The organism is Hymenobacter gummosus, assembly GCF_003970915.1.
In the GTDB taxonomy this organism is placed as follows: Bacteria; Bacteroidota; Bacteroidia; order Cytophagales; family Hymenobacteraceae; genus Solirubrum; species Solirubrum gummosum.
In genome coordinates this window covers 234229-260984 of record NZ_RXOF01000005.1, presented here as the reverse complement: position 1 = coordinate 260984, position 26756 = coordinate 234229, and the positions used below count along the sequence as shown (strand labels likewise).

The window sequence follows — 26756 nt, the reverse complement described above, 5'->3', positions numbered from 1 at the left end:
CTACTCTCCGTTATGGATTCATCCGCTTACGGGCCCGACGTGCTCGGCCCCGACTTCGAGCAGCTACGCATCGAGCAGCCCGCCGACTACGAGGGGCCGGTCGTCTGCACGCTGGTGCGGCCCCGGCCCCACGTGGCGCCCATCCGCTGGCGCCTGGCCGTGCTCTACGTGCACGGCTTCACCGACTACTTTTTTCAGCGCGACATGGCCCTGCAGTGGGAAGGCCGCGGCTTCCGCTTCTACGCCCTCGATTTGCGCAAGTGCGGCCGCTCCTGGCTGCCGCACCAGCGCCCCCACAACGTGCGCGACCTGCGCGAGTACTTTGCCGACCTGAACGCCGCCCTGGCCGTTATGCGCGGGGAAGGCATCGAGCGGGTGGTGCTCTTCGGCCATTCCACCGGCGGCCTCACCGCCGCTTTGCACGCCGCCGCCCACCCCCAGGCCTGGGAAGCGCTGGTGCTCAATAGCCCGTTTCTGGAGCTAAACCAGCCGCGGCTCTTGCGCGAGGTGGTGGCCCCGCTGGTAACGCGCCTGGGCCGCCTGCTGCCCGGCCTGCCCGTGCCCAACAACCTGCCCACCGGCTACGGACAGAGCCTGCACCGCCAGTACCACGGCGAGTGGGACTACGATTTGCGCTGGAAGCCGCTGAAGCTGTTTCCCGTCAACGCCGGCTGGCTGCGCGCCATCCGGGAGGGCCACCGCCAGGTAGCGGCCGGGCTGCACGTGCCGGTGCCCGTGCTGGTGCTGCACTCGGCCCGCACCGTGCGGCAGTACGCGCCCTTCAACGACGAGTATTTCGAGGCCGACGGGGTGCTCAGCGCCAACGACATCCACCGCCTGGCCCCGCGCCTCGGCCCCCGCGTGACGGTGCAGCCCATCGAAGGCGGCATGCACGATTTAATGTTGTCGCGCCCCGAAGTGCGCCGGCAAGTGTACGAGCACATCTTCCGGTGGATGGCGCCGCTGTTTTAGGGAGCGGTCAGCGCACACGAAAGAACGTCATGTCGAGCCCTGCGAGACATCTCGCGTGCTGATGACCAATGGTAAAACCCTCGTTAAACGAAAAGATTACTTGTGGCTGTCAGCACGCGAGATGCCTGACTGCGTCGACCTTTGGTTCGTGGCGCTCTGCATGACAGTTTTCCATCAGTCAAGCGACGGGCACCTCTGGGCTACAAGCGGCCCAGATTCAGCGTCTCGCCGGCTTGCAGGGCTTGCACGGTCATGCCATCGGTGGGGGCGCGGTGAGGCGGAAGCTGGCGTGGCCGAGAAACTGCAGCGGGGTACTGGGCATGGGGAAAGCCGGCTGAATCCGGCCCCACAGAAACGCCGTTGCCCGCCAAGCCGGCAACGCTGATTGGTAGTGCGCCGCTACCGCCCCGGCGGCCGCAGCAGGCGCAGCGTGGTGTCGATGGGCTGGCGCTGCAGCAGGCGGCGGTACTCCTGCAGCAGCTGCGCCTGCTGCTGCCGTTGCTGGCGGCGCTGAAACGGCCGCACCTGGTAACGCATGTGGCCCTGGGGCCGGCGCAGGTGCAGGTACAGCAGGTGGCGGTCGGGGTGGCGGGCGGTGGCTCCGCTGCGGATGCGGGCCACACGGCGGCGGTTGTTGCCCAGCAGGGCCTGCATGGGGTTCAGGCCCACGTACAGGTTGCTGCGCCCCGTCAGGTAATACTCGCCGCTGATTTCCAGGTCGCTCAGGTTGCTGTTGAGCCGCAGCCGGGGCACCAGCAGCCGGCCCTGGTCGAGAAACACCTGGGTGCTGACGGGCCGGAAAAACAGGTGACTGGTTTTCTTCTGCCCGATAAAGCGCAGGGCCTGCTCCAGGGCCGTCACGCGCAGCAGCTCCAGGTTTTGCACCTCGGCCCGGGCGTAGCCGCTGGTGCGCGCCACGGCGGGCAGAAAGGTCGAGTCGAGGTCGGTAATGAGGTCGGCTTCGCAGTCCATGGTGCCGCGCACGTTGTCGCTGCCCAGCACGTCGAAGCTGAGCGCGTCGGCCACCTCAAACAGCCGCGGCAGCTCGATGCGCTGCAGCTGGGCCTGCACGTGCAGCGGGTGGCGGCCGCCCACGGCGTGGGTCTGCAGGCGCCCGCGCAGCTTCAGCTGCCCCCCGAAGGCCTGCAGGCTGCAATCGTCGAGGCGGGCCTCGCCGGGGCGCAAGCGCGAGGCCAAGCGAAAATCGGTGCCGCTGAGGGCGCCGTAGCGCACCCGCTCGGCGCGCACCTGCAGCCGGGCCGTGAGCACCCGCCCGCCGAGCAGGGCCGTGGCCCGGCCCTGGCGCACCGCTGCCGCCGAGTCGGCCGCCGCGGCGCTGACGGCATCATCCTCGTCATCATCGTCGTCGTCGGGTTTCAGGCTGGCCAGCAGCAGCAGCAGGCGCTGCACGTCCACGGTGGCGTAGCGCAGGTCCAGGCTGGCGTCGGCCGATTGCAGGCGGCCCCGGGCCACGTGGGCCGAGGCCTGGGCAAAGCCCGCTCCGCCGGAAGTAGTGACAAAGTACAGGGAGGGCAGGTGGAAGCTGGAGCCGGCTTTGGTGAGCCGCAGCCGCACGTGCCGCAGGTTTTCGCCGACGGGCATCAGCAGCGTGCCGATGTCGCAGGTGGCCCGGCCGTTGGCCAGCAGCAGCAGCTTGCGCACCGGCGACTGCAGCCGCGCCGTTTCGGCGTCGGGCTTGGCGCGGCGCGGGCGGGCCAGCAGGGAGCGGCGCACCAGCCGGGCCACGCGGCGGTAGTCCACCGTGCCGAAGCGCAGGGCCAGGGCAAACTCACCCGCCGTACGACCCCGGGCCGCCGGCCCCGGCCACGAAGCCCGCCCGCGCACCTGCCCGCCCCACACCCGCGCCGACAAGCCGCTGAGGCTGGTGCGGCGGGCGTCGCGGCGCACCGTCAGGGCCACTTGCTCCAGGGTATCGGTGGGCAGCACCAACCGCCCGCAGCGCAGGCCCACCCGCAGCTGCAGGCCCGGCGGCAGCAGGCTCACGCTGCCCCGCCCTTCGGCTGCCGGCCGCCGCTGCTGCGCCGCGCCGCCGGCCGGGCGCAGCAGCTCACCCAGGCGGGCCAGGCGCAGCTCGTCCACCGCAAACTGCCCGGTGATGCGCGTGTTCGGGCGCTGGCCGGTGAGGTAGTCGAGCAGGTACAGGGTGCGGGCGGTGGCCCGGAAGTGCATGCCGTCGACCTGCCCAGTCAGCGCGTCGAGGCGCCAGAGGCTGTCCTGCAGGCCCAGGCGCACGTTCAGGTCGCGGAAGCTGGCCTGGCGGGCCGGAATGTCGAAGGCCGCGTCGTGCAGGCGCAGGTAGCCGCGCACCGACAGCGCCCGGCTGCCCGGCGGCTGGCCCTTGGCGGGCGGCAGCAGTCCGTGCAGGCGTACGTCCAGCTCGGCCGCGCCGCGCCGGGCCCGCCAGCCCCCCGGCGCCACCAGCGCCGCCAGGGCCGGCAAATCGGTGCGCCCCCGGATGCGCCCGCTGATGCCGGGCCGGGCGAAGTCGCGCACCTGCAGGTTTAGGTCGAGCTGGCCGAAGGGGGAGTGAATGCGGCAGTGCTGCAGGGTGAGCGTGGTGCTGCGCGGATTGCGCTCCGGGCCGTTATCAAGCACGGCCAGCAAATCCCAGCGGCTGATGCGGCGGGCCGAGTCGGGCCAGCGCAGCTGCGCCCCGCGCAGCTCCAGCCGCAGCACGCCGCGGGGCAGCACGGTGGGCGTGCTCAGCCCGCTGATGGTGTAGCGCAAATAAGCCTTGCTGGGGCTGCGCACGCCCGCCACGTAGGGGCGCAGGCTGGGCGGCAGCAGGTTGGGCAGCACCAGCGTCAGCGCCTGCGGCCCCTCGAAGCGCAGGTTCAGCCGGGAGCCGACGGGCACCTGCCGATCGGGGGTGTGGGTGCCGCTCAGGCGAATGGTGTCGCCGTGCAGGGTGGCGCGGGTGCCATCGAAGCGGCCCTGGCGGCGGGCAAAGGAGTAGCGGTAGTGCAGCCGGGCGTGCACCGGCTCGCGCAGCAGCAGCGTGCCGGTGCGGCGGCGCAGGCTGTCGATATGGCCCTGCATGGTACCGGATAGGCGCAGCTCGTCGCCGCGCAGGCGGGCTGTCAGCTGCCCTTCGGCCACCCGGCCCAGGAAGCGGCTGCGCTTGTAATCGTTGCGGAAGCTCAGGCGCAGGTTGTGCAGCCGCAGGGCCGGCAGCTCGAAGCCGGGCGGCGCCTGCCCGGGGCCCGCGCGGCGCCGGCCGTGCAAGGTCCAGCGCCGGCCTTGGGCGTCCACGTAGGTGCGCAGCTCGGCGTCGTGCAGGCTCAGGGCATCGACGCGCAGACGGCCGCGCAGCAGCTGCAGCAGGTTCAGGCGCAGATCGGCCCGGGCCACGCGCAGCACCGGCTCGGCGCGCTGGTAGGAGGTATCAGTCAGCACCAGGCCGCGCACCGAGGCCGTCAGGTGCGGGAAGTCCTGCCAGCGCAGCTCCACCCGGAAGGGGCTGACGCGCAAATCGGAGCTTTCGGCCAGCTGCTCCCGAATCTGCCGGGCCAGGTAGCGGCGGCCGAAGTCGGTACCCAGCAGCCCGATGCCCAAGAGCACCAGCAGCAAGAGCAGCACGAGCAACAACCCGCCCAGGCGGCGGCAGAGGGAAAGGAGCATAGACGGCAACGCTGCGCTTAGGGGCGGCAGGGCGGCCCGGCGGGAGACGGCCCCGGCGGCCGGCCCTGCCAATACGGCCCCGGCCGCCCGGCGGCTGCCCGCACCGAACCTGAACAGTTAAAAATACGCCTCACCGGCGCAAACGGTGGCCTCCTTCGTCCCGCTAGTCGCTCAGCCCGCGCTGAAAGGCTGCCTGCTGGCTGCGCCGAATCATCAGGTAGCCCGCGCCCAGCAGCAGGAGCACTACCCCCAGCGTGGTCAGCAGGCCGTCGTCGGTGGGCAGCGGCGCAGGGGCGGCCGGCGGGTGGGCCGGGCGCAGGGCGGCGGTGCCCACGCCCGCGTCGAACAGGGCGTGGCAGAGGATGGGCACCAGGATGTTCTGGGTGCGCATGAAGAGGCCGGCCAGGAACAGCCCGGCGAAAAAGGCCGTCAGCACCTGCCCGTGGGTATCGTCCAGGGGCTGCCCGCGCAGCAGGTTGGCGTAGTGCAGCCCGGCAAATAGCAAGGACGATACCACGGCCGCCCGCAGGGGCCGCCCCGGCGCGGCGCGCAGCAGCAGGCCCAGCAGCACGCACGCCCCGGCAAAACAGCTCCTCCACCGCTCCAATCAGCAGGTTGTCGAGCAGGTAGAGCCCGCCGAGCAGGGGTGGGGTGGCCCGCAGCCGGGGCAGGCTGTCGGCCAGCACGAGGGCCGGGAGCAGAAACGGCGCCACCAGGCCCAGCAGGTTACCCGCGTGAAAGCGGCGCAGGCGCAGCAGCCAGGGCTGCAGCCGCAGCCGGTACACCAGCCCGAGCACGTAGCCCAGCATCAGCAGCCGCGCGGCCACGCCGATGAGCAGCGCCGCCAGCGGCGCCCCGGCCCCGGCCCGAGGAGGCGCAGCGCCGCCGCTTTCAGGCCCAGCAGCGGCAGCAGCCCCAGCAGCGCCCAGCTGATCTGGCGCAGTGGGGAAGTACGGGCGAGGGTAAGCAGCATAGGACAGCGGGCTGCCGAAGAAAGACCGAATGCGCCCCCATTGGCCCTTACATGCGCCGAATTCCCTGGCGCAGCAGCAAGGCCGTGAGGCCGGCGGCGGCCAGCAGCTCGGCAGTCAGCACCAGGCTGCGCGTCGGGGTGACGGTGTCCAGCAGCACGTTGCCCAGCAGCACGAATAGCTGGTGCAGGGCCACCATCATGGGCAGCAGGCTGGCAAACACGAACAGCAGGCCCAGGCGGCGTTGCGGAGTCTGGAAGGCGGCAGTCATAGCAATCAGGGGTATGGATGCGTGAGGGCAGGAAGATAGTTATAAACCCCGCACCCCGCCGCTACGCTTGTCATTCGGGGGCAACCCTCCGGCGCCTTTGAGACCTGCCAATCCCTTGCACCGCCAAGGCCAACGCGCAGACGCCAACAAGGCCAAGTTGCGGAGAAGGATTAGCAGCTAGGAAAGCTAAGATTAGCTCCCCTCCTCAGATGATTCCGCGCATCAAGCGGCGGGGGGCTGGGGGTGGTTGAAAAATTAGAGTTAGAAAAACTAGAGCTAAAAATCGTCTGTCATGTCGAGCCCCGCGAGACATCTCGCGTACTGACTCTAGACAGTAGTTTCTAGCTCTAGTTTTTCAACCACCCCTAGCCCCCCGCCGCTTGATGCGCGGAATCATCTGAGGAGGGGAACTAGCTTCTAGCTGCTAGCTCTTGGTTAGTTCTGCGCAACTCAGGTCAGCAAGTCGGCGCGCTCAACGCGTGACCCTTGGTGTTTCAGCCTCGGTAGAAGACACAGGCCGCAGTGCTGATAGGGGCAAGGCCCTGCGCGCTGTGCAGGCTGCCGGTGAAAAACAAGGGCGCCCGCACTTCCAGAGCCGCTTGCCTATATTTGCCGCCGGATAAGCCTCACTCTTACTCCAATGGAAATCCACTAAGCACCTCCTGCTGAACTGCGCACCAGCCGGCCCGCCCCCGCGGCGGCGCTGGTAGCCGGATTATCCATTCGTCCTGCCGCCCCCTGCCGGGGGCCGGACGCCCACTCCCCCGCCGTATGTAATCCAGCCGACGGCCCCGCCGCTCCAGCCGCGTTACCGGACTCCAGGTTCCCCGCCCTTGCTTTTGCCGGCGGTGGAGCCGCATGTTTCATCCTGCCAAGCCATTCCCCGGGTGCTCCGCCCGGCGGCTTGCCCCGTCCGTCGGCGTTTGGCTGCTGCCCGGCCGGCCCTTCTGCGCCGCGCCCCGGCCACCCGACCCGGATGGTTGCGCGGCTCCACGCCGCCCTGGCGCGGCCCCTTTTTCCTTGCTGCCTGCCCGCGCCGCGGGCTCCGAGCCGGCTTGCCGTCGGCTACGCCCTGCGCGGCCGGAGCGGGCCGCTTCCGCCCACCCTTTTATCCTCTTTAGTCATGAGTATTCTCACCAACGCGCTTTCCTACGTGCATGCCGACGGCCAGACGCTGTTTCAACACCTGCAGCTGTCCATTCCGGCCGGCGGCAAGGCTTCCCTGGTCGGGCCGAACGGGGCCGGCAAATCCACGTTGCTGCGCCTGCTGGCCGGGCAGCTGCCGCCCAGCGCGGGCGAGGTGGTGCTCAGCGAGCCGGCCTACTACGTGCCCCAGCACCTGGGCCAGTACGACCACCTCACCGTCGCCGAGGCCCTGGGGGTGGCCGGCAAGCTGCAGGCCCTGCACGCCATTCTGGGCGGCGACGCCGCGCCCGAGCACTTCACCCGCCTCGACGACGACTGGGCCATCGAGGAACGGGTGCAGGCGGCGCTGGCCTACTGGCAGCTGGGGCACCTGCCGCTGGCGCAGCCCCTGCGGGCGCTGAGCGGGGGCGAGAAAACCAAGGTGTTTCTGGCCGGCGCCGCCATCCACGGCCCCGGCCTCATCCTGCTCGACGAGCCCTCCAACCACCTCGACGCCGGCAGCCGGGAGCTGCTCTATGAGTTCGTGCGCCGCAGCAAGGCCACCCTGCTGGTGGTCAGCCACGACCGCGCCCTGCTGAACCTGCTCGACCTCACCCTGGAGCTGACCCCGGCCGGCATCGAAACCTACGGCGGCAACTACGACTTCTACCAGCAGCAGCGCCAGGGCCAGCTGGCCGCCCTGCAGGCCCAGCTGGGCGAGCAGGAGAAGACGCTGCAGCAGGCCCGGCAGAAGGCCCGCGACGTGGCCGAGCAGCGCCACAAGCAGGAGGCCCGCGGCAAGGCCCACGGCGAGAAAAAGGGCCTGCCGCGCATCGTGGCCGGCAACCTGCGCCGCCAAGCCCAGGAAAGCTCGGCCCAGCTGCGCGAAACCCACCAGGAAAAACTCCACGACCTGGGCCAGCAGGTGCAGCAGCTGCGCGCCCAGGTGCGCGAGCAGCTGCCCCTGCGCCTCGACTGGCGCCCCTCCGCGCTGCACCGCGGCAAGGTGCTGGTGGAGGCCGAGGCCATCAACTTCGGCTACGCCGGGCAGCCGCTGTGGCCCCGGCCGCTCACGTTTCAGCTGCGCTCGGGCGAGCGGCTGCGCATTGTGGGGCCCAACGGGAGCGGCAAAACCACCCTGCTGCGCCTGCTGATGGGCCAGCTCCTGCCCACCGCCGGCCGCCTCACTGTGGCCGCTTTCGAGTACGGCTACCTCGACCAGGACTACGCCCTCGTCGACAACCAGCTGCCGGTGCTCGGGCAGCTGCAGCGCTTCAACTCCCGCGGGCTGCTGGAGCACGAGCTGAAAACCGTGCTGCACTATCACCAGTTCGGCCCCGACACGTGGGAGCGGCCCTGCGCCGGCCTCAGCGGCGGCGAGAAAATGAAGCTCAGCCTCGCCTGCCTCGGCGTGCGCAACAACGCCCCCGACGTGCTCATCCTCGACGAGCCCACCAACAACCTCGACCTGGCCAGCCAGTACGTTCTCACCCAGGCCGTGAAAGACTTCCCCGGCACCGTGCTGCTCATCTCCCACGACCAGCACTTCGCCCAGGAAATCGGCGCCGAGCGGACGCTGAGCCTGGAGTAGGGGCTGAGCGGCCCCGCATACGGCGCCCGCCGCGCCTGCCCGCGCACTCGCTCTGCTATGCCGGGTGAGCCGCAAGCAGCTCGGCTGTGCCGAGCACCCGTCTGCGCCGGCTGCACGATAATTCCGCCCGCATGGGCGTCGTCCGCACGACGCCCATGCGGCGCGCTACCGCGCTCGGCATAGCCGGGCCACGTACGGTTCACTCGGCGCAGCCGAGCGAGTGCCGCGGAGAAGCGTAGGCGCCGCGTGCGTCGTAGTGGTGGTTTTTTTCTGTCACTGCCCGTGGCCCGTGCTTAGCCCGATGCTTGTTTGCGCAGCAGGTCGATAATCAGCTGGCGGTCAGCGGCCATGATTTCCAGCATACGGGCCCGTTCGCGCCACCAGCTTAGCTCTTTCTGACATTCCTCCAGGCTGGCGTAGGTGGCCGGGGCCTCCTGCAGGGCCGGCTCCGGCGTCTTCACTGCGTAGGGCGTGCCGGGTTCGGCGGCCGGCGTGGAGCTGCCGTCGGCGGGCTTCAGCATGGGGCCGCGGCCGCCCACCAGCCACTCCAGGTTCAGCCGCGGCACCGCCAGGCTGATTTTCTCCAGGGTATCCACGCTGGGCTTGGTCTGCCCGCTGGCCACTTTCACGATCTGGCTGGGGTTGACGCCCACCAGCCGCGCAAAGGAATTGGCGCTGTGGTTCAGCGCTTCCAGCAACTGACGGAAACGCTCGTGCAGGGTCTGGTTCGGGGAGGCCTCGGCCATAGCGGGTGCGCCGGAATAGCGCTAAGTAGTTGCTTGTTATTCAAACTAGCATTAACATTGTAATGCTAGTTGGCGCAGGTGCGCCGCCGTATCAGTACCAAATTTATCATGCCGAAAACAAAAACGTCCAACCTGCCCGCGGCCGCCCCCGCCAACCTCTGGCGGCGGGGCAAGGGGCACGTGCGGCCCCCGCACGAGGGCAACCGGCTCTGGCAGCTGTACTGCGAGATGGGGCGCACCCGCGCCGCCGTCTTCCGGGAGCTGCTGCGCGCCTCCGCCATCAAGCTCAACACCTTCACCAGTGACACCGCCCGGCAGCGGCAGCTGGGCAGCATCGCCGCCGGCCGCCTGCAGGTGTACCGCGACTTTTTCCTCGCCGACGGCGTGGACCTGTACGAAGTAATGCGCGCCGAGCGCGGCGCCCCGCCCGCCCATGACGCCGCCCGCTGACGACGCCACGGCCCCGCGCATCCGGCAGATCCTGCTCACTGTGTTCGGCTGCTACGCCACCCGCGACGAGTACACCCCCGCCCACCTGCTGACGGTGGTACAACGCCTGCTGGGCGAGCCCGCCTGCACCCCCGAGCTGCTGGACGCCGAGCTGCGCAGCTGCCCCTTCGCCCGCAGCCGCGGCCAGGGCCCGAGCCTGCGCTGGCGCTTCGTCAACGCCCACTCCGTGTGCCCGCCCCGCCCCCCGGCCGACGGGCCCGCGCGCCCCCGCTCGGCCATTGCCGAGTAAGCAGTACCCCGGGCGCCCCCGCTCGGCTATTGCCGGAGCAGCACCCGGGCGCACTCGCTCGGCTATTGCCGAGTGAGTCCTTCGTAGCTCGGCTGAGCCGAGCAGTCGTCCGCGCCGCCCGAACGATACCAACCCGGGCGGCTATTAGGCAAAGAGTGACTACAGCCCAGGCCCCACGCGGCGCAGCCGCGCAAGGGTAGGGGGCGGGTTCGGGCCGGCGGCGCGGAGCCGCGCTCGGCCCAGCCGAGCCACGTACGGCTCACTCGGCAATAGCCGAGCGAGTGCGCCGGGCATAGAAAAAGCCGGGGGCGGCCCGGCTTTTTCGGTAGTAGCAATAGGTGTAATTCGGGGTAGTCATTAGGGGCCGGTGGGCTTAGGCCTGGGGCGCGGGGCCGCCGGGCTTGTCGGGGCGGGCGGCCGCGTCGTCGGCGGCTTCGGAGAGGCGGTAGCGCTGGCGGCGCAGGGCGTCGTCGGGGAAGGCGCCTTTGGCGGCCTTGTTGAGCTGCTGCCCGAAGCCGTAGGCCGCGTTCTGCACCCGCACGTAGCCGCCGGTGTCCTCCTGGTTGGTGCCCTTCTGCATTTCCTGCTTGGTGTCCACCGTGTCCAGCTCGTCGGCCAGGGCTTTGAGGGCGGCCAGCTGCCCGGCCTTGAAGCCCTTGGCGGCCAGGGCTACTTTGTCGCGCTCGGCGGCTTCGGCAGCCATGTCGAGCAGCAGGCGCATTTCCTCGGGGTCGGTCGAGGCCTTGCGGTAGCGGTCCTTGCCGTACTGCGTGAGCCGGCCCTTGTTCTTGGGGAAGGCCTGCTCCACGTAGTAAAACACCGACTGCACCATCCGCCGGGCCCGCTCCATTCCGTCGCCCACCACGGCGGTGTCCTCGCTGAGCAGGCCGCGCCGCACGTCCACGTTGGGCGCCTTGTCGGCCGCCTCGATGGCCGCCAGCCATTCGGCCCCGAACGTACCGCCCAGTTCGGGGTTGACGGCGGCAAACGCCGCCGCGTCGGTGAGATAGTGGCCGTGCATGGTCCGCATCCGGGCGCGCATGTCGGCATCCGAGCCCGAAAACTGACGGACTTCGGGTTTTTGTTTCGCCATAATGGTAATATCAGAGTGGAAAAAAGATGAACTGATAGGATAAGGGTATGATTATTTTATGCCATTATCAACTTTTACCCACCTAGACAGTGCAAAAGCTTCTTAGGGCCGCGCAAAACCAACGCAGGGGCATGTGAAACGGATAAAGGGCCGTGCGAAATGGACAAAGAGCCACGCTAAACGCTTAAAGAGCCATGCTAAATGGACAAAGTGACATGTTAGACGGATAAAGGGCCGTGCGAAACTATCAGAGGGCCATGCGCAACGGATAAGGGGCCATGCGAAACCAATGCAGGGACGTGCAAGGCGGGTAAAGAAACGGTCCGGCGGAACGTAAGAGCACCTAGTCCCGGCCACGACCCATCTGCCCCGCGCCGCGGTGGCTATCGGGTGGCTGACCTAGTTGCTCACTAGCGACGGGGTAGTGTATCCCGCGAAACAAATCCACCAATCAGTGCCTGCGGATTGGTAGATGACCAGCGCATCACCTCTATAAAGTTCGTGTAGGTCCGATACGTGGTAATGTCTAAGCTGTGCGGCTCCTTCACCACGGAGTCGCCCACTGCCAGGTATTTCTGGGCTGTGGTACCCAACTGCATTTGCATGTTTTGCCCGGCAATCCGCACCACCGGGTATCCTTTGTTGTACTGGTAAATCGTATCGATCCGGCCGCGTACGCGCAGATTCACGTAAGCCTGGCCGCTCAGGTACTGCGAGTACGGCAGCTTCCGCGACTCGGTCCGGAGCAACTGGTACATTATCGCCAGCCCCACGGCCGATGCCAGCAAGTTTTTAGCTACGGAATATTTCTGATTCATAAGGGGGCAAGGGAATGATGATAAGAATACGCGAAAGAAGTGTCGCAGCCCGAATATGCCCCCGCGCTGCGGCGGCGCCCTTCACTTACTCATCCAGCAATTCCCGGTTGCGCCGCTGCGCCTCCTCGAACACGGCGGGCCACTGAGCCAGCGGCACGGCCGTTTCCCGCGTCACCTCATCGAACAGCAACCAGGCCCCGGCCGCCCGCGCTAGCCGCCGCAGCTCCTGGGTATCCTCCGCCGTGATGCGGCTCCAGCCAAACGAGCGGGGGCCGCTGCTCAGCGCGTCCCAGGCCACGTACTCCACGTTCATAATCCACTCGGCCCCGTGGAAGCAGCGCTGGGAAATGCCGCTGAGGTAGTCGGAAAGCTGACGTTGGGCGGGAGTGAGGTTTTGGTGCACGGGGTGGGGAAGAAATGAAGCCGGCCCGCTGGGGTGGCGGGCCGGGGTAAGGAAAATATTACAATGTGTACTCGTGATGCTGCGTCTTCGGGGGATGCATGGTGCAACGATGCTTTTTACCGAAGTTCAACAACTGTTTCTGTGTCTTCAAGTCCATCGTTGGAGAACGACGAATAACGACGAAGCAATGTTTGGGCTGCAACGGTGACTGCAGTACCCGTATGGTATTAGCTAACTGGTCCAGCGCCTTCGGAAAGTCGCTGCCCTTGAGTTCCACATAGATTTCAGCGGGAGCATCGGGAGCCTGAAAGACAAAGTCGCAGCCCGCCTCCGCTCCAAAAAAATTCTCCGGCTCCAGCACTGTTACGGGTAGCTGACGAGGATTAAGCAAGCGAAAAGCACTTGCTGCCTTGGGCGTCTTGACCGGAATAATCTTGTTGCGCGTGACGCGCCGAAAGTGGGTTGGTACCTTCATTCGGGCTGGGTGGCGGGGTCTAAGGCCATCAAGGCACCAAACTGGTCAGCCGTTACATCAGAGGCGCTATCCAGCAAATCGGCCGTGAGCAGGCCCGATTCTTCATCAATCAGACTCTTGACGCGGCCGTTTTCGAAGCCGTACACCCGCATATCGGCCAGCGCGAGTTGCTGGTTTTTGGGTACCACTTTATACAAGGCCTTTAGCTTGGCGGGCTGGTCGCGCAGGGTTTCGGCTAGCTGATGCGCGTAAACGAGGTTGTTGAACGAGGTAAGCAGATAGGGGCTGTGGGTGGTAATGACGTACTGAAGCGTATAGACGCTTTCGTGGTATACAGTGGCCATAAGCTGTGCCATTGCCCGTTGCGACTCGGGGAACAGGTGAGTTTCCGGCTCTTCGATGTACACAGTGCGTAGCGAGTGGGCCTCACCACTAAAATGAGGGATATCCTCCAGACCGTTGTTTAGCAGAATCAGTAGCAAGGCAAAAGATTCTTGCTGACCGGAAGAAGCTTGAGCCAACGATACTCGGCGGCCGTCATCATTTACTATGAACTCCTCCTCGCCTTTGATTTCAATCCGGCCTCGTAGAATGTGCGCGGCTAGACTGGAAAAATCTTTGTGTCGAACGAGGTCGTTATTCAGAAAGCGGCGACGACTGAGCTCATATAAAGTTAAAAACTCGCGAAGGAAGGGGTCAACTACAGGGGCTTGAGCTAGAAAACTCAACGTTGCTCCTTTGAGCGCAGAGAAAAAAGACCGTCCTGCTAAAATGAATAGCTGAGTCGCATTGAATGCATCTCCGACCTCATAACGCAGCATATCGTTTATTTCTACAATGCGGTTAGATTCCCACATATAAGCGTTGCTTCTATAGCCTGCTCGGTGCGCAGCAGCAACTTCTTGACGATAAACTTTCGCGGCGTCCCGAAATAAATCAGAGTACGTTAATTTGAGCTTGCCGTTGATATTCTCTAATTGAATGAAATTATATGCAGGTAAATAATCGGAAAATTCGTATCGGAGAAATAGGGTTTTGTCAGTCTTCCATAAACCTGGAAAATACTCCTTAAACCTACTGATGTAAGCCGCATCAATCTGACGTTTATCATCGCCTGACTGAGCAGCATTCAACATGGTCGGCAAGAAAGATTTAAACCAATACAGGCACTTCGCGCACACGCTTTTGCCACTGGCTTGCGGGCCGATGAATATGTTAATGCGCGCTAGCTTAATATCGACTTCTTCTAGCCCGGCGAAGTTGCGAATGATTAACCGTTCAGTCATGGTTTAAAGAATGATTACGCCTGCCCCAGCTTCCCCAGAATCTCCTGCGCGGCCACGGCAATGACGGTGCCGGGGCCGTAGATGCCGGTGACGCCGGCGTCGTAGAGGAACTGGTAGTCTTGGGCGGGGATGACGCCGCCGGCAATGACGAGGATGTCTTCGCGGCCGAGCTTGGCCAACTCTTCGATGAGCTGGGGCACGAGGGTTTTGTGGCCGGCGGCCAGGCTGCTCACGCCCACCACGTGCACGTCGTTTTCGGCCGCCTGGCGGGCTACTTCCTCGGGCGTCTGAAACAGGGGGGCAATGTCCACGTCGAAGCCCACGTCGGCGAAGGAGGTGGCAATGACTTTGGCGCCGCGGTCGTGGCCGTCCTGGCCCATTTTGGCCACCATCAGGCGGGGGCGGCGGCCTTCGCGCTGGCTGAACTCGTCGGCCAACTGCCGGGCTTTGCTGAATTCCTGATCGTAGTCCATTTCGGCGGAGTACACGCCCGAGACGGTGCGGATGGTGGCCTGGTGCCGGCCGAAGACGGATTCGAGGGCGTCGGAAATTTCGCCCAGGGTAGCGCGGAGCCGGGCCGCGTCGACGGCCAGGGCCAGGAGGTTGTCCTGTAGCTCGGGCTTTAGCCCGAGTTCGTTGTTTAGACCGGGCGCTGTTTGTTCAACGGGGGAGTTACTATCGGACGGACGCGGGCTGAAGCCCGCGCTACGGCGGGCGGCATCCGTGAGGGCTGCCAGGGCCTTTTGCACGGCTTCGTTGTCGCGCTCGGCGCGCACCTTCTGCAGGCGGGCAATCTGCGACTCGCGCACGGCGGCGTTGTCGATGTCGAGGATTTCGATGTCGGTCGGCTCGTCGACCTGGTACTTGTTGACGCCGACGATGATTTCCTTGCCCGAGTCGATGCGGGCCTGCTTGCGGGCGGCGGCTTCCTCGATGCGCAGCTTGGGCAGGCCGGTTTCAATGGCCTTGGCCATGCCGCCCAGGGCTTCTACCTCCTGGATGAGGGCCCAGGCCTTGTCGGCCAGCTCGTGGGTGAGGGTTTCCACGTAGTAGGAGCCGCCCCAGGGGTCCACCACGCGGGTGATGTCCGTCTCGTGCTGCAGGTAGAGCTGGGTGTTGCGGGCAATGCGGGCCGAGAAGTCGGTGGGCAGGGCAATGGCCTCGTCCAGGGCGTTGGTGTGCAGCGACTGGGTGCCGCCGAGGGCCGCGGCCAGGGCTTCCACGGTGGTGCGGGCCACGTTGTTGAACGGGTCCTGCTCGGTGAGCGAGTAGCCCGAGGTCTGGCAGTGGGTGCGCAGGGCCAAGGACTTGGGGTTTTCGGCCCCGAACTGCTTGATGAGCTTGGCCCAGAGCAGGCGGCCGGCGCGCAGCTTGGCAATTTCCATGAAGTGGTTCATGCCGATAGCCCAGAAAAACGACAGGCGCGGGGCGAACTGGTCGATGGTCATGCCCGCCCGGATGCCGGCGCGCACGTACTCCACGCCGTCGGCCAGGGTGTAGGCCAGCTCCAGGTCGGCGGTGGCGCCGGCTTCCTGCATGTGGTAGCCCGAGATGCTGATGGAGTTGAACTTGGGCATCCGCTGGGCCGTGTAGCTGAAGATGTCGGCAATGATGCGCATCGACGGCTCGGGCGGGTAGATATAGGTGTTGCGCACCATGAACTCCTTCAGAATGTCGTTCTGAATGGTGCCCGCCAGCTTCTCCGGTGGCACGCCCTGCTCCTCGGCCGCCACGATGTAGAAGGCCAGCACCGGCAGCACCGCCCCGTTCATGGTCATCGACACCGACATCTGGTCCAGGGGAATCTGGTCGAAGAGCACCTTCATGTCCTCCACCGAATCAATAGCCACGCCCGCCTTGCCCACGTCACCCACGACGCGCGGGTGGTCGGAGTCGTAGCCGCGGTGGGTGGCCAGGTCGAAGGCCACGGAGAGGCCCTTCTGCCCGCCGGCGAGGTTGCGGCGGTAAAAGGCATTCGATTCCTCGGCCGTGCTGAAGCCCGCGTACTGGCGCACGGTCCAGGGGTTCTGCACATACATGGTGCTGTAGGGCCCGCGCAGGTAAGGCGCCTGCCCCGCGCCGAAGCCCAGGTGGTCGAGGCCGGCCACGTCGGCGGGCGTGTAGTAGCCTTTCAGCTCGATGCCTTCGGGCGTGGGGGAGCCGGGCGGCTGCGCGGGCGGCGCGAGTTGCGGGGCGGCGTCGTAAGGAATATGGGAGAAGTCGGGTTTCATGGGGAGTGGCTGGGGCGGCTGGCTAAACGTCGGTCATCCTGAGCGTTGGCGAAGGACCTTCCTCGGGCCTCGCACAGACGCTAAAGTCCAAGCGACAAACGTTCTGGTAAGGGGCGTCAGTGGCTGCGTTTATTAGATGGTGCAGGGGGGAGGAAGGTCCTTCGCAAGCTCAGGATGACGTTCTTCCATCCGGCACTGAATACTATCACCGGCCCTGCAGACGCGCCAGCACGTCATCCGTGCTGTAGCCCGAGACGGTGAATTCCTTGAAGCCGAAGTATTTCACCGCGTCCTGCATGGTGGGCAGGTCGCAGGCCAGCAGGATGGGGGCGTCGTACTGCATCTGCACGGTGTCCTCCTCGCTGTCGTCGGGGCGGTTGCGGATGAAGTCGGCAAACTGCTGAAACTGCTCGGGCTGGGCCGACATCAGCGTGGCTTCCTCGGCCGAGGAAAACAGCAGCGACAGGGCCCCCTGCGCCGGCAGCTCCGACATGGCGGGGCGGTCGGCCACGGGCAGCAGGCGCACGAAGGACTGGTAAATCTGCTGGATGGTATCGGTGCCGAGCAGCACCACGGCGGCCTTTTTCTTTTTCTGCTCCTTGCGGATAAAGTGCATGGCCGTGGCCAGGCGCAGCACCTCCGAGGGGTAGGCGGCCCGGGCCGTGTCGAACTGCCGGCTGCGCAAAAGCTTCTTGGGGTCGAAGCCGAACTGCTCCTTCAGGTTCTGGAACAGGTTGGTGCCCACGATGACCTGCTCGTTGGTGGCAATGCGCCGGAACTGTTCCATGGTGGCCAGGCGGATGCTTTCCATGACCTTGCCCCGGGTGACGAGGAAGCCCCCGCCCGCCTCGGTCTGCTGAAACAGCGCCCAGGCCTCGCGCGCCAGCTGGTCGGTGAGCGTCTCGATAAAGTAGGAGCCGGCGGCGGGGTCGGCCACGCGGTCGAGGTAGGCTTCCTCGCGCAGAATCACCGGCACGTTGCGGGCAATGCGGGCCGAAAACTCGTTAGGCTCGGCGTAGAGGCTGTCGTAGGGGGTGACGGAAATGGAATCGGCCCCGCCCAGCACCGCGCTCATGGCCTCGGTGGTCACGCGCAGCATGTTGGTGTGCGGGTCCAGGGTGGTCTGCGTCCAGGAAGAAGTGGTGGCGTGGATGCGCAGGGTAGCCGCCACCTCGGGCCGCACCCCGAAGGCGTGCAGCACCGTGGCCCAGAGCCGGCGCAGGGCGCGCAGCTTGGCTATTTCGGTGAAGTAGCTCGGCCCGATGCTCACGTGGAAGTGAATAGCCGAGGCCACGGCCGTGGTATCCAGGTCGAGGTCGTGGGCGGTGAGGTTGTCCAGAAACGAGGCGGCAATGCTCAGCGAGTAGGCCAGCTGCTGCACCGGTGTGGCGCCCCGGTTGCCGAAAAACGCCCCGTTGACGGCCAGGGGAAAAAACTCCGGCAGGTGGCGCGTGAGCTGCAGGCAGCGCAGCATGGCCTGGGTCTGCATGGCGTAGTCGTCGGGCAGGGTGCCGGGGCCGGGGGAGTAGCGCAGGAAGCCCCGCAGCGGCGTCTTGCCCGTGGCCGCGAGCAGCTGGCCGAGAAACTGCTCGGGCTGCCGGCTGACGGTGAAGCCCCACACGCCCTGGGTTAGCGGCAGCGTGGCCGCGAGGTAGCCCAAATCGAAGCGGTCCGCACCGGCAATGTCGAAGTGGGCGCCGTCGGCCCCGCCCTGCAGGGCGCGGGCGGCGTGGTCGATGGCGGCGCGGCCGTCTTGCCCGGGCTCTACCAGCAGGGCGGGCAGGTTGCGCCAGGCGTTGGGGGCACCGCGGTGGGGAGGGCGCACCTGCGGGGCGGGGGCGCCGCCCAGGGCGGCCAGGGCTTCGCGGTGGTAAAAGGGCTGCAGGGTGAGGCCGTCGGGCGTGGTCCACTGCAAATCGGCCAAATCGGCGCCTTTCAGGTCGCGCTGAATGCGCTGCTGCCAGGCGGCCGTGGTCAGCGGCTCAAACTCGGAGAAGGAAACGGGAGCGGGGCGGGGGCTGTCGGACATAAAAGGCGCAAACAGGCGGCAGACGGGCCGGAAATGGTCCGTATCGGTGGCCGCAAGATACCGGGTTTGGGCAAGAGGCCACAGGCCTAGGTCTTTTCCCCGGGTGATTAAAGCTGCGTAGTTTTACCGGATTGGTAGTGGTCGACTATCCGGTAGGCTACGTAGGCTCAGCCCTTATTGATGAGAAAAAATCTACTCCTGACTGCGGCTGCCGTGGTCTTCCGCCTTACGGCCATGGCCCAGGCGGGTTTTCAGCCCGGATATACCGTGTCGGCCAGCGGCGACACGCTGCGGGGCGAAGTGAAGCTGCAGAGCGCGCCGCGCAACGCGGTGGAGTGCCGGTTTCGGCCCGCGGCCGCCGCGCCCGAGCAGGTGCTGACGCCGGCGCAGCTGCGCGGCTACGGTGCCGCGGGTCAAACGTTCGAACGCCTGCCGCTCGATACCGCAGCGGTGTTTGCGGAAGTGCTGGTGAAGGGCCCCGTGCAGCTGCTGTACGCGGCCGGTACCCGCACCGAGCGGTACTTTCTGCGGCGCGGCGGCCGCCTGACGGAGCTGCGTCAGCAGGTGACGGAGGTGAAGCGCGGCGCGCAGGTATACATTGCCACTACCCGCATGTACCGCGACACGCTGGCGGTGGCCTTTCGCGACTGTCCGAAAGCCGTGGCGTACGCCCAGAACGCCATGTTCCGGCTGGATGATCTGAGCAAGGCCGTGTACCGCTACAACGCCTGCCTGGGCGCGGCCGTCGCCCCCAAGCAGCGCCGCAACGTGATGCAGCTGGGCCTGACGGCCGGCTACGCGCTAACCGACCAGTTTCGCATGGGCCGTGCCGACGGCTCCAGCTCGATAAACAAGGTTTACGACGGCCAGCCCTTTTTCAACGCGGGCCTGAGCTTGTACATCAAGCCCGGCTTTGCCCGTTCCCCCCTGACCCTGCTCACGGGCGTGGGTGCGGAGCTAAACCGGCGCTTTGCGGGCACCGTCGACATCGGCGTAACGCAAACCCAGATAACGGTGCACCTGGATTATGCCACCATGCCGCTGCTGCTGCGCTACTCCCCCCGGCAGCAGGGCCGGGTGCATCCGTACGTCGAGGCCGGCGGCAGCCTGCGGCTGCTGGTGAAGGTGGACCGCGACGAGAAGGTGTTTCTGACCACGCCCCGCATTGTAGAGCCTTTCCTGGGTACTTACAAGAAGCTGGGAGCCGGCGCCGTGGGTGGAGTCGGGGTAGCGTTGGGGCCCGAAGGCGGCCGTCACCTATGGCTGGGGCTGCGCGGGGAAGTGGCCATGGGCCCGTCGTTCTACGCGGGCAATTCCTCGTTTCGAACCGTGCAGGTACAAGTGGGCTACCAGCTTACCGGTTCACGCGCCGACTAATTTTAGTAGTAGAGTATAGCTTTTGTTAAGTATTTTAGCCAGCTTGCCCGGCCCCTTTTTCGGGGCTATTGCTTGTCGACTCATTCCTAGCAAGACCATGCGAAAATTCCTTGGCGCGCTGCTGCCCGCCCTACTTGTGACGTTGGCCACCCAGGCCCAGACCAACTTCCGCCCCGGCTACGTGCTGCCCACCGAGGGCGACACCCTGCGCGGGCAACTCGACTTCCGCGGCGAGCGGCGCAACAGCCGCCTCTGCCGCTTCCGCCCCGCCGAAGGGGGCGCCGTAACCGACTACCGGCCCGAGCAGCTGCGCGGCTACGGCGTGGCGGGCGGTGCCCAGTACCAGACCATCAGCGTGAAGGTGCTGCGCCAGATTTCGGCCACCGAAACCGACAGCCTGCCGCAGACTTTGTTTGCGGAGGCGCTGGTGCTCGGCCCGGCCAGCCTGCTCTACCTGCACGACCCCGGCGACGCGGCCCGCTTCTTCCTGCGCATGGGCCAGCAGCCGGCCCAGGAGCTGCTACAGCGTAGCGAAGACGTGCGGGTGAACGGCCAGACCCTGCGCCGCAAAACCGACGAGTTTCGGCGCACCCTGGCCGCCAGCATGAAGGACTGCTACGCCGTGCAGCCCGAGCTGACGCAGGTGCAGCTCACGCACAACTCGCTGATCAAAGTGGTACGCCTCTACAACGAGTGCGTGGGCGCCAAGCCCGTGGTGCCCGTCAGCGCCGAGCGCCGCAACCGCGCCCGGCTGGCCCTGGTGGCCGGTGGGCAGCGCCGCACGCTCACCTACCGCCCCGATGAAAGCGTACTGGCCACGTTTCCCATCAACAAGGCGCTGAGTGTGGACGGTAAGGTAGAGCCGGTGCTAGGCTTGGCCCTGCAGCTGAGCCTGGCCGGGCTGAACCGCCACCTGTCGGGGCGCGTGGAAGCCCTGTACGAAAGCCAGGCGTTCAGCCACCAGCGCAGCAGTCCGGGCGGCTTTTCGGGCACGACGGTCACCCGGGAAATTCGCACGCGGCTGACGCAGCTGCAGGTGCCCGTTTTCGTGCGCTACGCCCCGGCCAAAGGGCTGGTGCGGCCGTTCGCCCAAGTGGGCTTTATGGGGAGCTACTTCCTGCGGGCCGACTGCGAAATCCGCACGAAGACCACCCCGGCTACGGAATACTCAGCCTGGGAGCCGCTGCTGGAGCCGCGCCGCTACGAGTTTGGCTACGGCGGCAGCCTGGGCCTGAGCACCGCCCGCCCCGAGGCCCGCAACCTGTCCCTGGAGCTGCGCTACCTGCGCAGCAACGGCTTCAGCGACAATATTGCGCTGGAAACCAGCCAGAGCCGCTGGGCCCTGCTGCTGAGCTACGAGCTGACCAAATAGGCCGTTGCAAGGCGCCAATGGCTGCCGCCGGCCCGGGTGAAGCACCGGGGCCGGCGGCTACTTTTTGCCCGACCGGGGAACCAGCCGGGGCCTGGCGTATCTTTGCGCTTTGCAGTTCCCCGTAGTATTCATGTCCGCTTTTCCCTTCCGATCCGCCGTGCTGGTTCTGCTGCTGGCCGCCACGGCCTGCCAGCGCGGTGGCTACCAGCCCAAAGCCCAGCTGACCGACACGGCCCACCTCGTCGGGGCCGAGCAGCCCGCCGACCCCCAGGTGGAAGCCGTGGTGGCCCCGTACCGCCTGAAAGTCAAGCAGCAGATGGATGAAGTTATCGGCCGGGCGCCGGTGGCCATCCGCAAGAATCCGGGCGAGTCGCCGCTGGCCAACTTCGCCGGCGACGTGCAGCGCGAGCGGGCCGCCCGGGAGCTGGGCCAGCCCATCGACCTGGGCGTGATGACCAACGGCGGGCTGCGCGCCGAGCTGCCCGCCGGCAATATCACCATCGGTTCGGTGTTTGAGCTGATGCCCTTCGAGAACGAGCTGGTGGTGCTCGACGCCCCCGCCTCGGTGGTGCAGCAGCTGTTCAACTACGCCGCGCCCATCCACATGGCCATTTCCGGCGCCACCTACACCGCCACGCCCGAGGGCAAGCCCGTCGACATCCGCATCGGCAAGGAGCTGTTCGACCCCGAGAAGGACCGCACCTACACCATTGCCATCAGCGACTACCTGGCCGGCGGCGGCGACAAGCTGGAGTTTTTCCGCCCGCTGGCCCCGCGCCACACCAACGTGCTGCTGCGCACCGTCTTTCAGGACCACATCCGCCAGCTCACCAAGGAGGGCCGCCCGGTGGAAGCCCAGGCCGAAGGCCGAGTCAAGTTTTAGAATGTGGGAAATGTGACGGAATGTGGGAGAATGTGAGAAATGAGCCCAACAACGTCAACATCGTTGCTCCTCTCGCCGCATCTACCGCCTGACCGATCAGCACATTAATCACATTTTTCACATTCCCGCGCATTAACAGAGACATGCTACGTCGCGACTTTCTTAAAACTTCCGCTCTGGGTGCCGCTGGCCTGAGCCTGGTGGGGCCGGGGCTGATTAGCTCGGCGGCCGCCGCGGCCGCGCCCGTGCACCTGACCATCCTGCACACCAACGACATGCACTCCCGCATCGACCCGTTTCCGGTGGGCTCGGCGCAGTGGGCCGACCAGGGCGGCATGGCCCGGCGGGCGGCGCTGATTGCCCGCATCCGGCGGGAGCAGCCCAACGTGCTCCTGCTCGACGCGGGCGACATCTGGCAGGGCACGCCCTACTTCAACTTCTTCGGTGGGGAGCTGGAATACAAGCTCATGAGCCAGATGCAGTACGACGCGGCCACCCTGGGCAACCACGACTTCGATAACGGCCTGCAGGGGCTGGAAAAGCAGCTGCCCCACGCCCAGTTTCCCTTCCTGATTGCCAACTACGACTTCGCCCAGACCCCGCTCAAGGGGCGCTTCCAGCCCTACAAGGTGTTTGTGAAGCAGGGCGTGCGCGTGGGCGTGTTCGGGGTGGGCATCGAAATGGCCGGGCTGATTTCGGACAAGAACTACGGCGCCACCAAGTACCTCGACCCGGTGGCCGTGGCCAAAGAGCAGGCCCAGCACCTGCGCACGGTGGAAAAGTGCGACCTGGTCATCTGCCTCTCGCACCTGGGCTATAAGTACGACTCGGCCAAAATCGACGACCTGAAGCTGGCCGCCGCCGTGCCCGGTCTCGACCTCATCATTGGCGGCCACAGCCACACCTTCCTCGACGCGCCCACGGTGGTGAAAGGGCCGCAGGGCCACCAGACGCTGGTGAACCAGGTGGGCTGGTCGGGCATCAAGCTGGGCCGCATCGATTACCGCTTCGACCGGGCTTCGGGGAGAAAATCTGTGGCCGCAGCTGAAGCGCTGAGTATCAACGCATCAGCGCTGAGCTAGCGGAATTTGGTTTGGCGCTCTGCCGACTTTTCCACATTTTTGTCTCCCCCTAGCCGAAACCGGGTCTTAAAACCGGGTTTCGGGCGGGTTTGCTCGTCCTCCCCACACACCGCTTGCGCAGCCTGGTTTAATGCAGAAGGATTGCCGTACAGTCTGGGCTAACTGCTTGCGCGTTATCCGCGGAAGCGTGGGGGAGCAGAGCTTCCGCACGTGGTTTGAGCCCATTGTGCCGGTGGCCTTGCAGCGCAACCTGCTCATCATCCAGGTACCCAGCCAGTTTTTCTACGAGTGGCTGGAGGAGCACTACGTGGACGTGCTCAAGAAGGCCATTGTGCAGGAGCTGGGCCCCGAGGGGCAGTTGGAATACTCCATCGTGGTGGACCAGGGCAACGAGCAGGCCCGGCCGCGCACCGTGAACCTGCCCGCCACCCGCGGCGGCGCCCCCAACCGCGCCCCCGCCAACACGCCCACCGCCGCCCAGGTGCGCCCCATGGCGCCCCAGCAGCCCGGCCCGGCAGCCGGCAACCAGCCGCCCGCCAACTTTCCCTACAACCCGAACGGCCCCACCTACACGCCCGGGGGGCAGACCGGTAACCCGTACCCCAAGCGGCAGCCCGCGGCCCAGGCCGCGCCGGCCGCTGCTGCCGTAGCGCCGGCTCCCGCGCCGCTGCGCAACCCCTTTGAGGTGCGCTCGGTGACGGACCGCAGCTACCTCGACTCGCAGCTCAACCAGAACTACTCGTTCACCAACTACATCGAGGGCTCCTGCAACCGCCTGGCCCGCTCGGCCGGCTGGGCCGTGGCCGCCAAGCCGGGCACCACTTCCTTCAACCCGCTGATGATTTACGGCGGGGTGGGGCTGGGCAAGACGCACCTGGTGCAGGCCATCGGCAACCACATCAAGGAGCACGCCCCGGGCAAGTTCGTGCTGTACGTGTCGGCGGAGAAGTTCACCAACCAGTTCATTGAGAGCCTGCGCAGCAACTCGGTGCAGGATTTCGGTAACTTCTACCTGCTGGTCGACATTCTGATTCTGGACGACGTGCAGTTTCTGGCCGGCAAGGACCGGACGCAGGAAATGTTCTTCCACATCTTCAACCACCTGCACCAAGCCGGCAAACAGGTTATCATGACCTCCGACGTGCCGCCGCGGGAGCTGAAGGGCTTCGAGGAGCGCCTGCTGAGCCGCTTCAAGTGGGGCCTCACGGCCGACTTGCAGAGCCCGGACTTTGAAACGCGGGTGGCCATCATCCAGAACAAGATGCAGGCCGACGGCATCGACATTCCGCCGCAGGTGGTGGAGTACCTCGCGTATTCCGTCGAGACGAACGTGCGCGAGCTGGAAGGGGTGCTGATTTCGCTGATTGCGCAGTCCTCCTTGACGCGCCGCGAAATCGACCTGGAAATGGCCAAGCAGGCGCTGCGCCACATCATCGAGGACGTGGAGGCGGAGGTGAACCTGGACTTCATCCAGAAAACCGTGGCCGAGCACTTCGGCATCCCGGTGGATCTGCTCAAGGCCAAAACCCGCAAAAAAGAGGTGGTGACGGCCCGGCAGGTGGCCATGTACTTCGCCAAGGAGCACACCAACCACTCGCTCAAGAGCATCGGCTACCACTTCGGCGGCCGCGACCACAGCACCGTCATTCACTCGGTGCAGACGGTGTCGGACCTCATCGACTCCGACAAAACCTTCCGCACCACCATTCAGGAGCTGCGCAAGAAGTTTACGGGCGGGAAGTAGAGTTTTTAGTGCTCGGTGCGTAGTGCCTGGTGCTTAGAAAAAGCGGAGAGCTTTGCAGGCCAACAACTCGTTGGACGTTGCAAAACTCTCCGCTTTCACTTGGGTATCGGCACAGCTTCTAAGCACTAGGCACTGCGCACCAAGCACTAAACCTTACAGCTCCGTGGTGGTGCGTTCCTCGAAGGCCAGGTTGTTGTGCTTAGCGAAGTCCTGGAGCATAGTGCGCAGCTGCTGGCGGCGGCGGCGGCGCACCTGGCGCAGGTTCAGTGAGTAGCTGGTGCCGTCCTGCATGCGCAGCAGCAGGTGCTTGGGCTCCAGCAGCAGGCCGCGCATCTCGCGGGCCTCGAAGGGCTGCTTGCCCACGAACAGGCCGCCCTTGTGCACCAGGTAGGAGGGAGTGATTTCCAAGTACGTCTGGGTGCCGAGTAGGGGGGAGTTCTGCACCAGCACGTACAATATGTAGAGCACGGCCAGGCTCAGGAACATCCAGTCGAGGTAGCGCAGCACGCCGGGCGTGCGGTTCGGGTCGCCGAGGATGGAAAGCAGGGGGTAGGCTACGGCCACCAGGCCAAACACCAGCTGCCCGAAGAAGGGGACGCGGGAGGTGTTGGCGGGCTGCAGTCCGATGCGGGTATACGAGGAGGGCATAGGCGGCAAAGCTAATTCGTTTTTTGTTGCTCGTTTCGCGTTGTTCGGCTCAGGCCGGGTAACTGGTTACGCCACAAGCTGGAAAACGCGAAACGAGCAACGGAAAACGAACGGGCTACTTCAGCGTGGCCGAGGCCAGCTCCATTTCGGGCACGGCCTTCAGCAGCACCGAAATCGGGCAGTTTTCCTTGGCTTTTTCGGCGTACTGCTGAAACTCTTCCTGCGACAGGCCCTCTACCTCGCCCTCGGTAGTCAGGCTGATCTTGGTCACTTTCGGCACGTCGCCGGAGGTATCGAGCGAGACTTTCGACTCGGTGCGGATCTGCTTGACCTGCTTGCCGTCCTTGGTCAGGATGCTGGTCAGGAACATGGTGTAGCAGCCGGCGTGGGCCGCCCCGATCAGCTCCTCGGGGTTGGTGCCTTTCTGGCCCTCGAAGCGCGCCCCGACGGAATACGGCGCCTTCACCACGCCGCTCTGGGTCGTGATTTCGCCGCTGCCTTTGATGTCGCCGTTCCAGACGGCATTGCCACGTTGGTTGATCATGGAAGTAGTTGGTTTGGAAGTAAGGTTGAGCGTTGAGCCAGCTCGGCAGTACATCCCGTTGAAAACGCGGGTGGGTTTGCCGAACTTGGCGGCGCAGTATAGTCAAGCTTCGCAGATTATGATAGCCGCCGCGATTCGCAAGGCCGCCGATGGCTCCCGGCTTCGCCGCTGGTGCCTGCTGCTGGGCTGGTCCGTCTGGGGGCTGTGGCTGCTGGTCATACTCGTCAGCATTTCGCCGCTGGAGGCCACCAGCATCGGGCTGAAGCTTGCTATTCACCTGCTGCTGGCCGGACTGAGCTGGCTGATGCCGCTGGCGCTGAGCCTGCACGTGAACGTGTGGATCCGCGGCAACTCCTGGTGGATAGACCTGTTGCGCATTGGGCTGGTGGGGGTGTTGCTGCTGCTGATGTCGGTGCTGCTGTTTGCTGGGCCCTGGGCGGTGGGCATGGCGCCGTTTCCGCTAGAGCCGCGGTGGACGGATGAGCGGGTGCTGCGGCAGCCCGACGCCGCCTGGGGGCGGGTGGCCGTGCAGCAAGGCACTGATAAGTGGGGTAATCCTGTAAAGCGCGTGGTACAGCTCACGCCCGTGCTGGGCCTGTGGCAGTGGGTTCAGCCCGTCGATACCGCCCGCATCGACCCCCGCGACTGGCGGCGCGTAAGCCGGTAAAGGCTACTTTTACCCTCCGCCCTCATTCCCGCTTACCCTCATTTCCC

General features: G+C 65.8%; 24 protein-coding genes. 10 read left to right on the top strand and 14 right to left on the bottom strand.

Annotation, left to right across the window (positions count from 1 at the left end; translation table 11 throughout):
• The first annotated feature begins 12 nt into the window (after window positions 1–12).
• Window positions 13–972: an alpha/beta hydrolase gene (locus tag EJV47_RS11085; protein WP_126693219.1), complete on the top strand. Its 960-nt coding sequence runs from the start codon at window positions 13–15 to the stop codon at window positions 970–972.
• A 399-nt stretch (window positions 973–1371) separates the two neighbouring features.
• Here EJV47_RS11085 and EJV47_RS28010 read toward each other — a convergent pair whose 3' ends face one another.
• The 4 genes from EJV47_RS28010 to EJV47_RS11060 all read right to left on the bottom strand — a co-directional run bounded on the left by EJV47_RS28010 (window position 1372) and on the right by EJV47_RS11060 (window position 5856).
• Window positions 1372–4614 (bottom strand): AsmA family protein, encoded by a 3243-nt coding sequence (locus EJV47_RS28010; RefSeq protein WP_165903704.1) that lies wholly within the window; start codon window positions 4612–4614, stop codon window positions 1372–1374.
• Window positions 4615–4777: 163 nt separating this feature from the next.
• Window positions 4778–5185, bottom strand: a complete 408-nt coding sequence (locus EJV47_RS11065) for a CPBP family intramembrane glutamic endopeptidase (protein ID WP_165903703.1) — start codon at window positions 5183–5185, stop codon at window positions 4778–4780.
• A 237-nt stretch (window positions 5186–5422) separates the two neighbouring features.
• Window positions 5423–5587: a hypothetical protein gene (locus EJV47_RS28005; protein WP_165903702.1), complete on the bottom strand. Its 165-nt coding sequence runs from the start codon at window positions 5585–5587 to the stop codon at window positions 5423–5425.
• 47 nt (window positions 5588–5634) lie between these two features.
• Entirely contained in the window at window positions 5635–5856 is a 222-nt protein-coding gene (locus EJV47_RS11060; RefSeq protein ID WP_126693216.1) for a hypothetical protein, read from the bottom strand.
• 1123 nt (window positions 5857–6979) lie between these two features.
• Between EJV47_RS11060 and EJV47_RS11055 the strand changes: the two genes are divergently transcribed.
• Entirely contained in the window at window positions 6980–8572 is a 1593-nt protein-coding gene (locus EJV47_RS11055) for an ABC-F family ATP-binding cassette domain-containing protein (protein ID WP_126693215.1), read from the top strand.
• A gap of 293 nt (window positions 8573–8865) precedes the next feature.
• Here the strand turns inward: EJV47_RS11055 and EJV47_RS11050 are convergent, their stop codons facing one another.
• The gene (locus tag EJV47_RS11050) at window positions 8866–9318 is read right to left on the bottom strand and encodes a helix-turn-helix domain-containing protein (RefSeq protein ID WP_126693214.1); all 453 of its coding nucleotides are present in this window, start codon (window positions 9316–9318) and stop codon (window positions 8866–8868) included.
• 108 nt (window positions 9319–9426) lie between these two features.
• Between EJV47_RS11050 and EJV47_RS11045 the strand changes: the two genes are divergently transcribed.
• The gene (locus EJV47_RS11045; protein ID WP_126693213.1) at window positions 9427–9768 is read left to right on the top strand and encodes a hypothetical protein; all 342 of its coding nucleotides are present in this window, start codon (window positions 9427–9429) and stop codon (window positions 9766–9768) included.
• Complete coding sequence (locus EJV47_RS11040) at window positions 9752–10057, top strand: hypothetical protein (RefSeq protein ID WP_126693212.1); 306 nt, start codon at window positions 9752–9754, stop codon at window positions 10055–10057. The genes EJV47_RS11045 and EJV47_RS11040 overlap by 17 nt, the downstream gene beginning before the upstream one ends.
• Window positions 10058–10430: 373 nt before the next feature.
• Here the strand turns inward: EJV47_RS11040 and EJV47_RS11035 are convergent, their stop codons facing one another.
• The 7 genes from EJV47_RS11035 to EJV47_RS11005 form a co-directional block, all read right to left on the bottom strand.
• Entirely contained in the window at window positions 10431–11150 is a 720-nt protein-coding gene (locus tag EJV47_RS11035) for a hypothetical protein (protein WP_126693211.1), read from the bottom strand.
• A 410-nt stretch (window positions 11151–11560) separates the two neighbouring features.
• Window positions 11561–11968, bottom strand: a complete 408-nt coding sequence (locus EJV47_RS11030) for a hypothetical protein (RefSeq protein WP_126693210.1) — start codon at window positions 11966–11968, stop codon at window positions 11561–11563.
• A gap of 85 nt (window positions 11969–12053) precedes the next feature.
• The gene (locus tag EJV47_RS11025; protein ID WP_126693209.1) at window positions 12054–12371 is read right to left on the bottom strand and encodes a hypothetical protein; all 318 of its coding nucleotides are present in this window, start codon (window positions 12369–12371) and stop codon (window positions 12054–12056) included.
• Between the two features lie 58 nt (window positions 12372–12429).
• A complete protein-coding gene (locus tag EJV47_RS11020) occupies window positions 12430–12846 on the bottom strand; it encodes a hypothetical protein (protein WP_126693208.1) in 417 nt (138 codons plus the stop codon).
• A complete protein-coding gene (locus tag EJV47_RS11015) occupies window positions 12843–14132 on the bottom strand; it encodes an AAA family ATPase (RefSeq protein ID WP_126693207.1) in 1290 nt (429 codons plus the stop codon). The genes EJV47_RS11020 and EJV47_RS11015 overlap by 4 nt, the downstream gene beginning before the upstream one ends.
• Before the next feature lie 14 nt (window positions 14133–14146).
• A complete protein-coding gene (scpA, locus tag EJV47_RS11010; RefSeq protein WP_126693206.1) occupies window positions 14147–16363 on the bottom strand; it encodes a methylmalonyl-CoA mutase in 2217 nt (738 codons plus the stop codon).
• A gap of 205 nt (window positions 16364–16568) precedes the next feature.
• Complete coding sequence (locus tag EJV47_RS11005; protein WP_126693205.1) at window positions 16569–18392, bottom strand: methylmalonyl-CoA mutase family protein; 1824 nt, start codon at window positions 18390–18392, stop codon at window positions 16569–16571.
• 180 nt (window positions 18393–18572) lie between these two features.
• On the opposite strand from EJV47_RS11005, the gene EJV47_RS11000 reads away from it, so the two are divergent.
• The 5 genes from EJV47_RS11000 (at window position 18573) to dnaA (ending at window position 24850) form a co-directional block, all read left to right on the top strand.
• On the top strand, window positions 18573–19769 hold the full coding sequence (locus tag EJV47_RS11000; RefSeq protein WP_126693204.1) for a porin family protein: 1197 nt from the start codon (window positions 18573–18575) through the stop codon (window positions 19767–19769).
• A gap of 97 nt (window positions 19770–19866) precedes the next feature.
• Window positions 19867–21141 (top strand): porin family protein, encoded by a 1275-nt coding sequence (locus EJV47_RS10995; protein WP_126693203.1) that lies wholly within the window; start codon window positions 19867–19869, stop codon window positions 21139–21141.
• 157 nt (window positions 21142–21298) lie between these two features.
• Window positions 21299–22024, top strand: coding sequence for a 5'-nucleotidase C-terminal domain-containing protein (locus tag EJV47_RS10990; RefSeq protein ID WP_165903701.1), 726 nt, complete (start codon window positions 21299–21301; stop codon window positions 22022–22024).
• 143 nt (window positions 22025–22167) lie between these two features.
• On the top strand, window positions 22168–23106 hold the full coding sequence (locus EJV47_RS10985) for a bifunctional metallophosphatase/5'-nucleotidase (protein WP_126693201.1): 939 nt from the start codon (window positions 22168–22170) through the stop codon (window positions 23104–23106).
• 130 nt (window positions 23107–23236) lie between these two features.
• Window positions 23237–24850 (top strand): chromosomal replication initiator protein DnaA, encoded by a 1614-nt coding sequence (gene dnaA / locus EJV47_RS10980; protein WP_126693200.1) that lies wholly within the window; start codon window positions 23237–23239, stop codon window positions 24848–24850.
• Between the two features lie 153 nt (window positions 24851–25003).
• On the opposite strand, the gene EJV47_RS10975 is transcribed toward dnaA, so the two are convergent.
• Window positions 25004–25498 carry a hypothetical protein gene (locus tag EJV47_RS10975; RefSeq protein ID WP_126693199.1) on the bottom strand — a complete coding sequence of 165 codons (495 nt, stop codon included), beginning with the start codon at window positions 25496–25498 and terminating at the stop codon, window positions 25004–25006.
• A 115-nt stretch (window positions 25499–25613) separates the two neighbouring features.
• Window positions 25614–26042, bottom strand: coding sequence for an OsmC family peroxiredoxin (locus EJV47_RS10970; RefSeq protein ID WP_126693198.1), 429 nt, complete (start codon window positions 26040–26042; stop codon window positions 25614–25616).
• Window positions 26043–26160: 118 nt separating this feature from the next.
• Here EJV47_RS10970 and EJV47_RS10965 point away from each other — a divergent pair, with 118 nt between their 5' ends.
• The gene (locus EJV47_RS10965) at window positions 26161–26709 is read left to right on the top strand and encodes a hypothetical protein (protein WP_126693197.1); all 549 of its coding nucleotides are present in this window, start codon (window positions 26161–26163) and stop codon (window positions 26707–26709) included.
• Window positions 26710–26756: the final 47 nt, after the last annotated feature.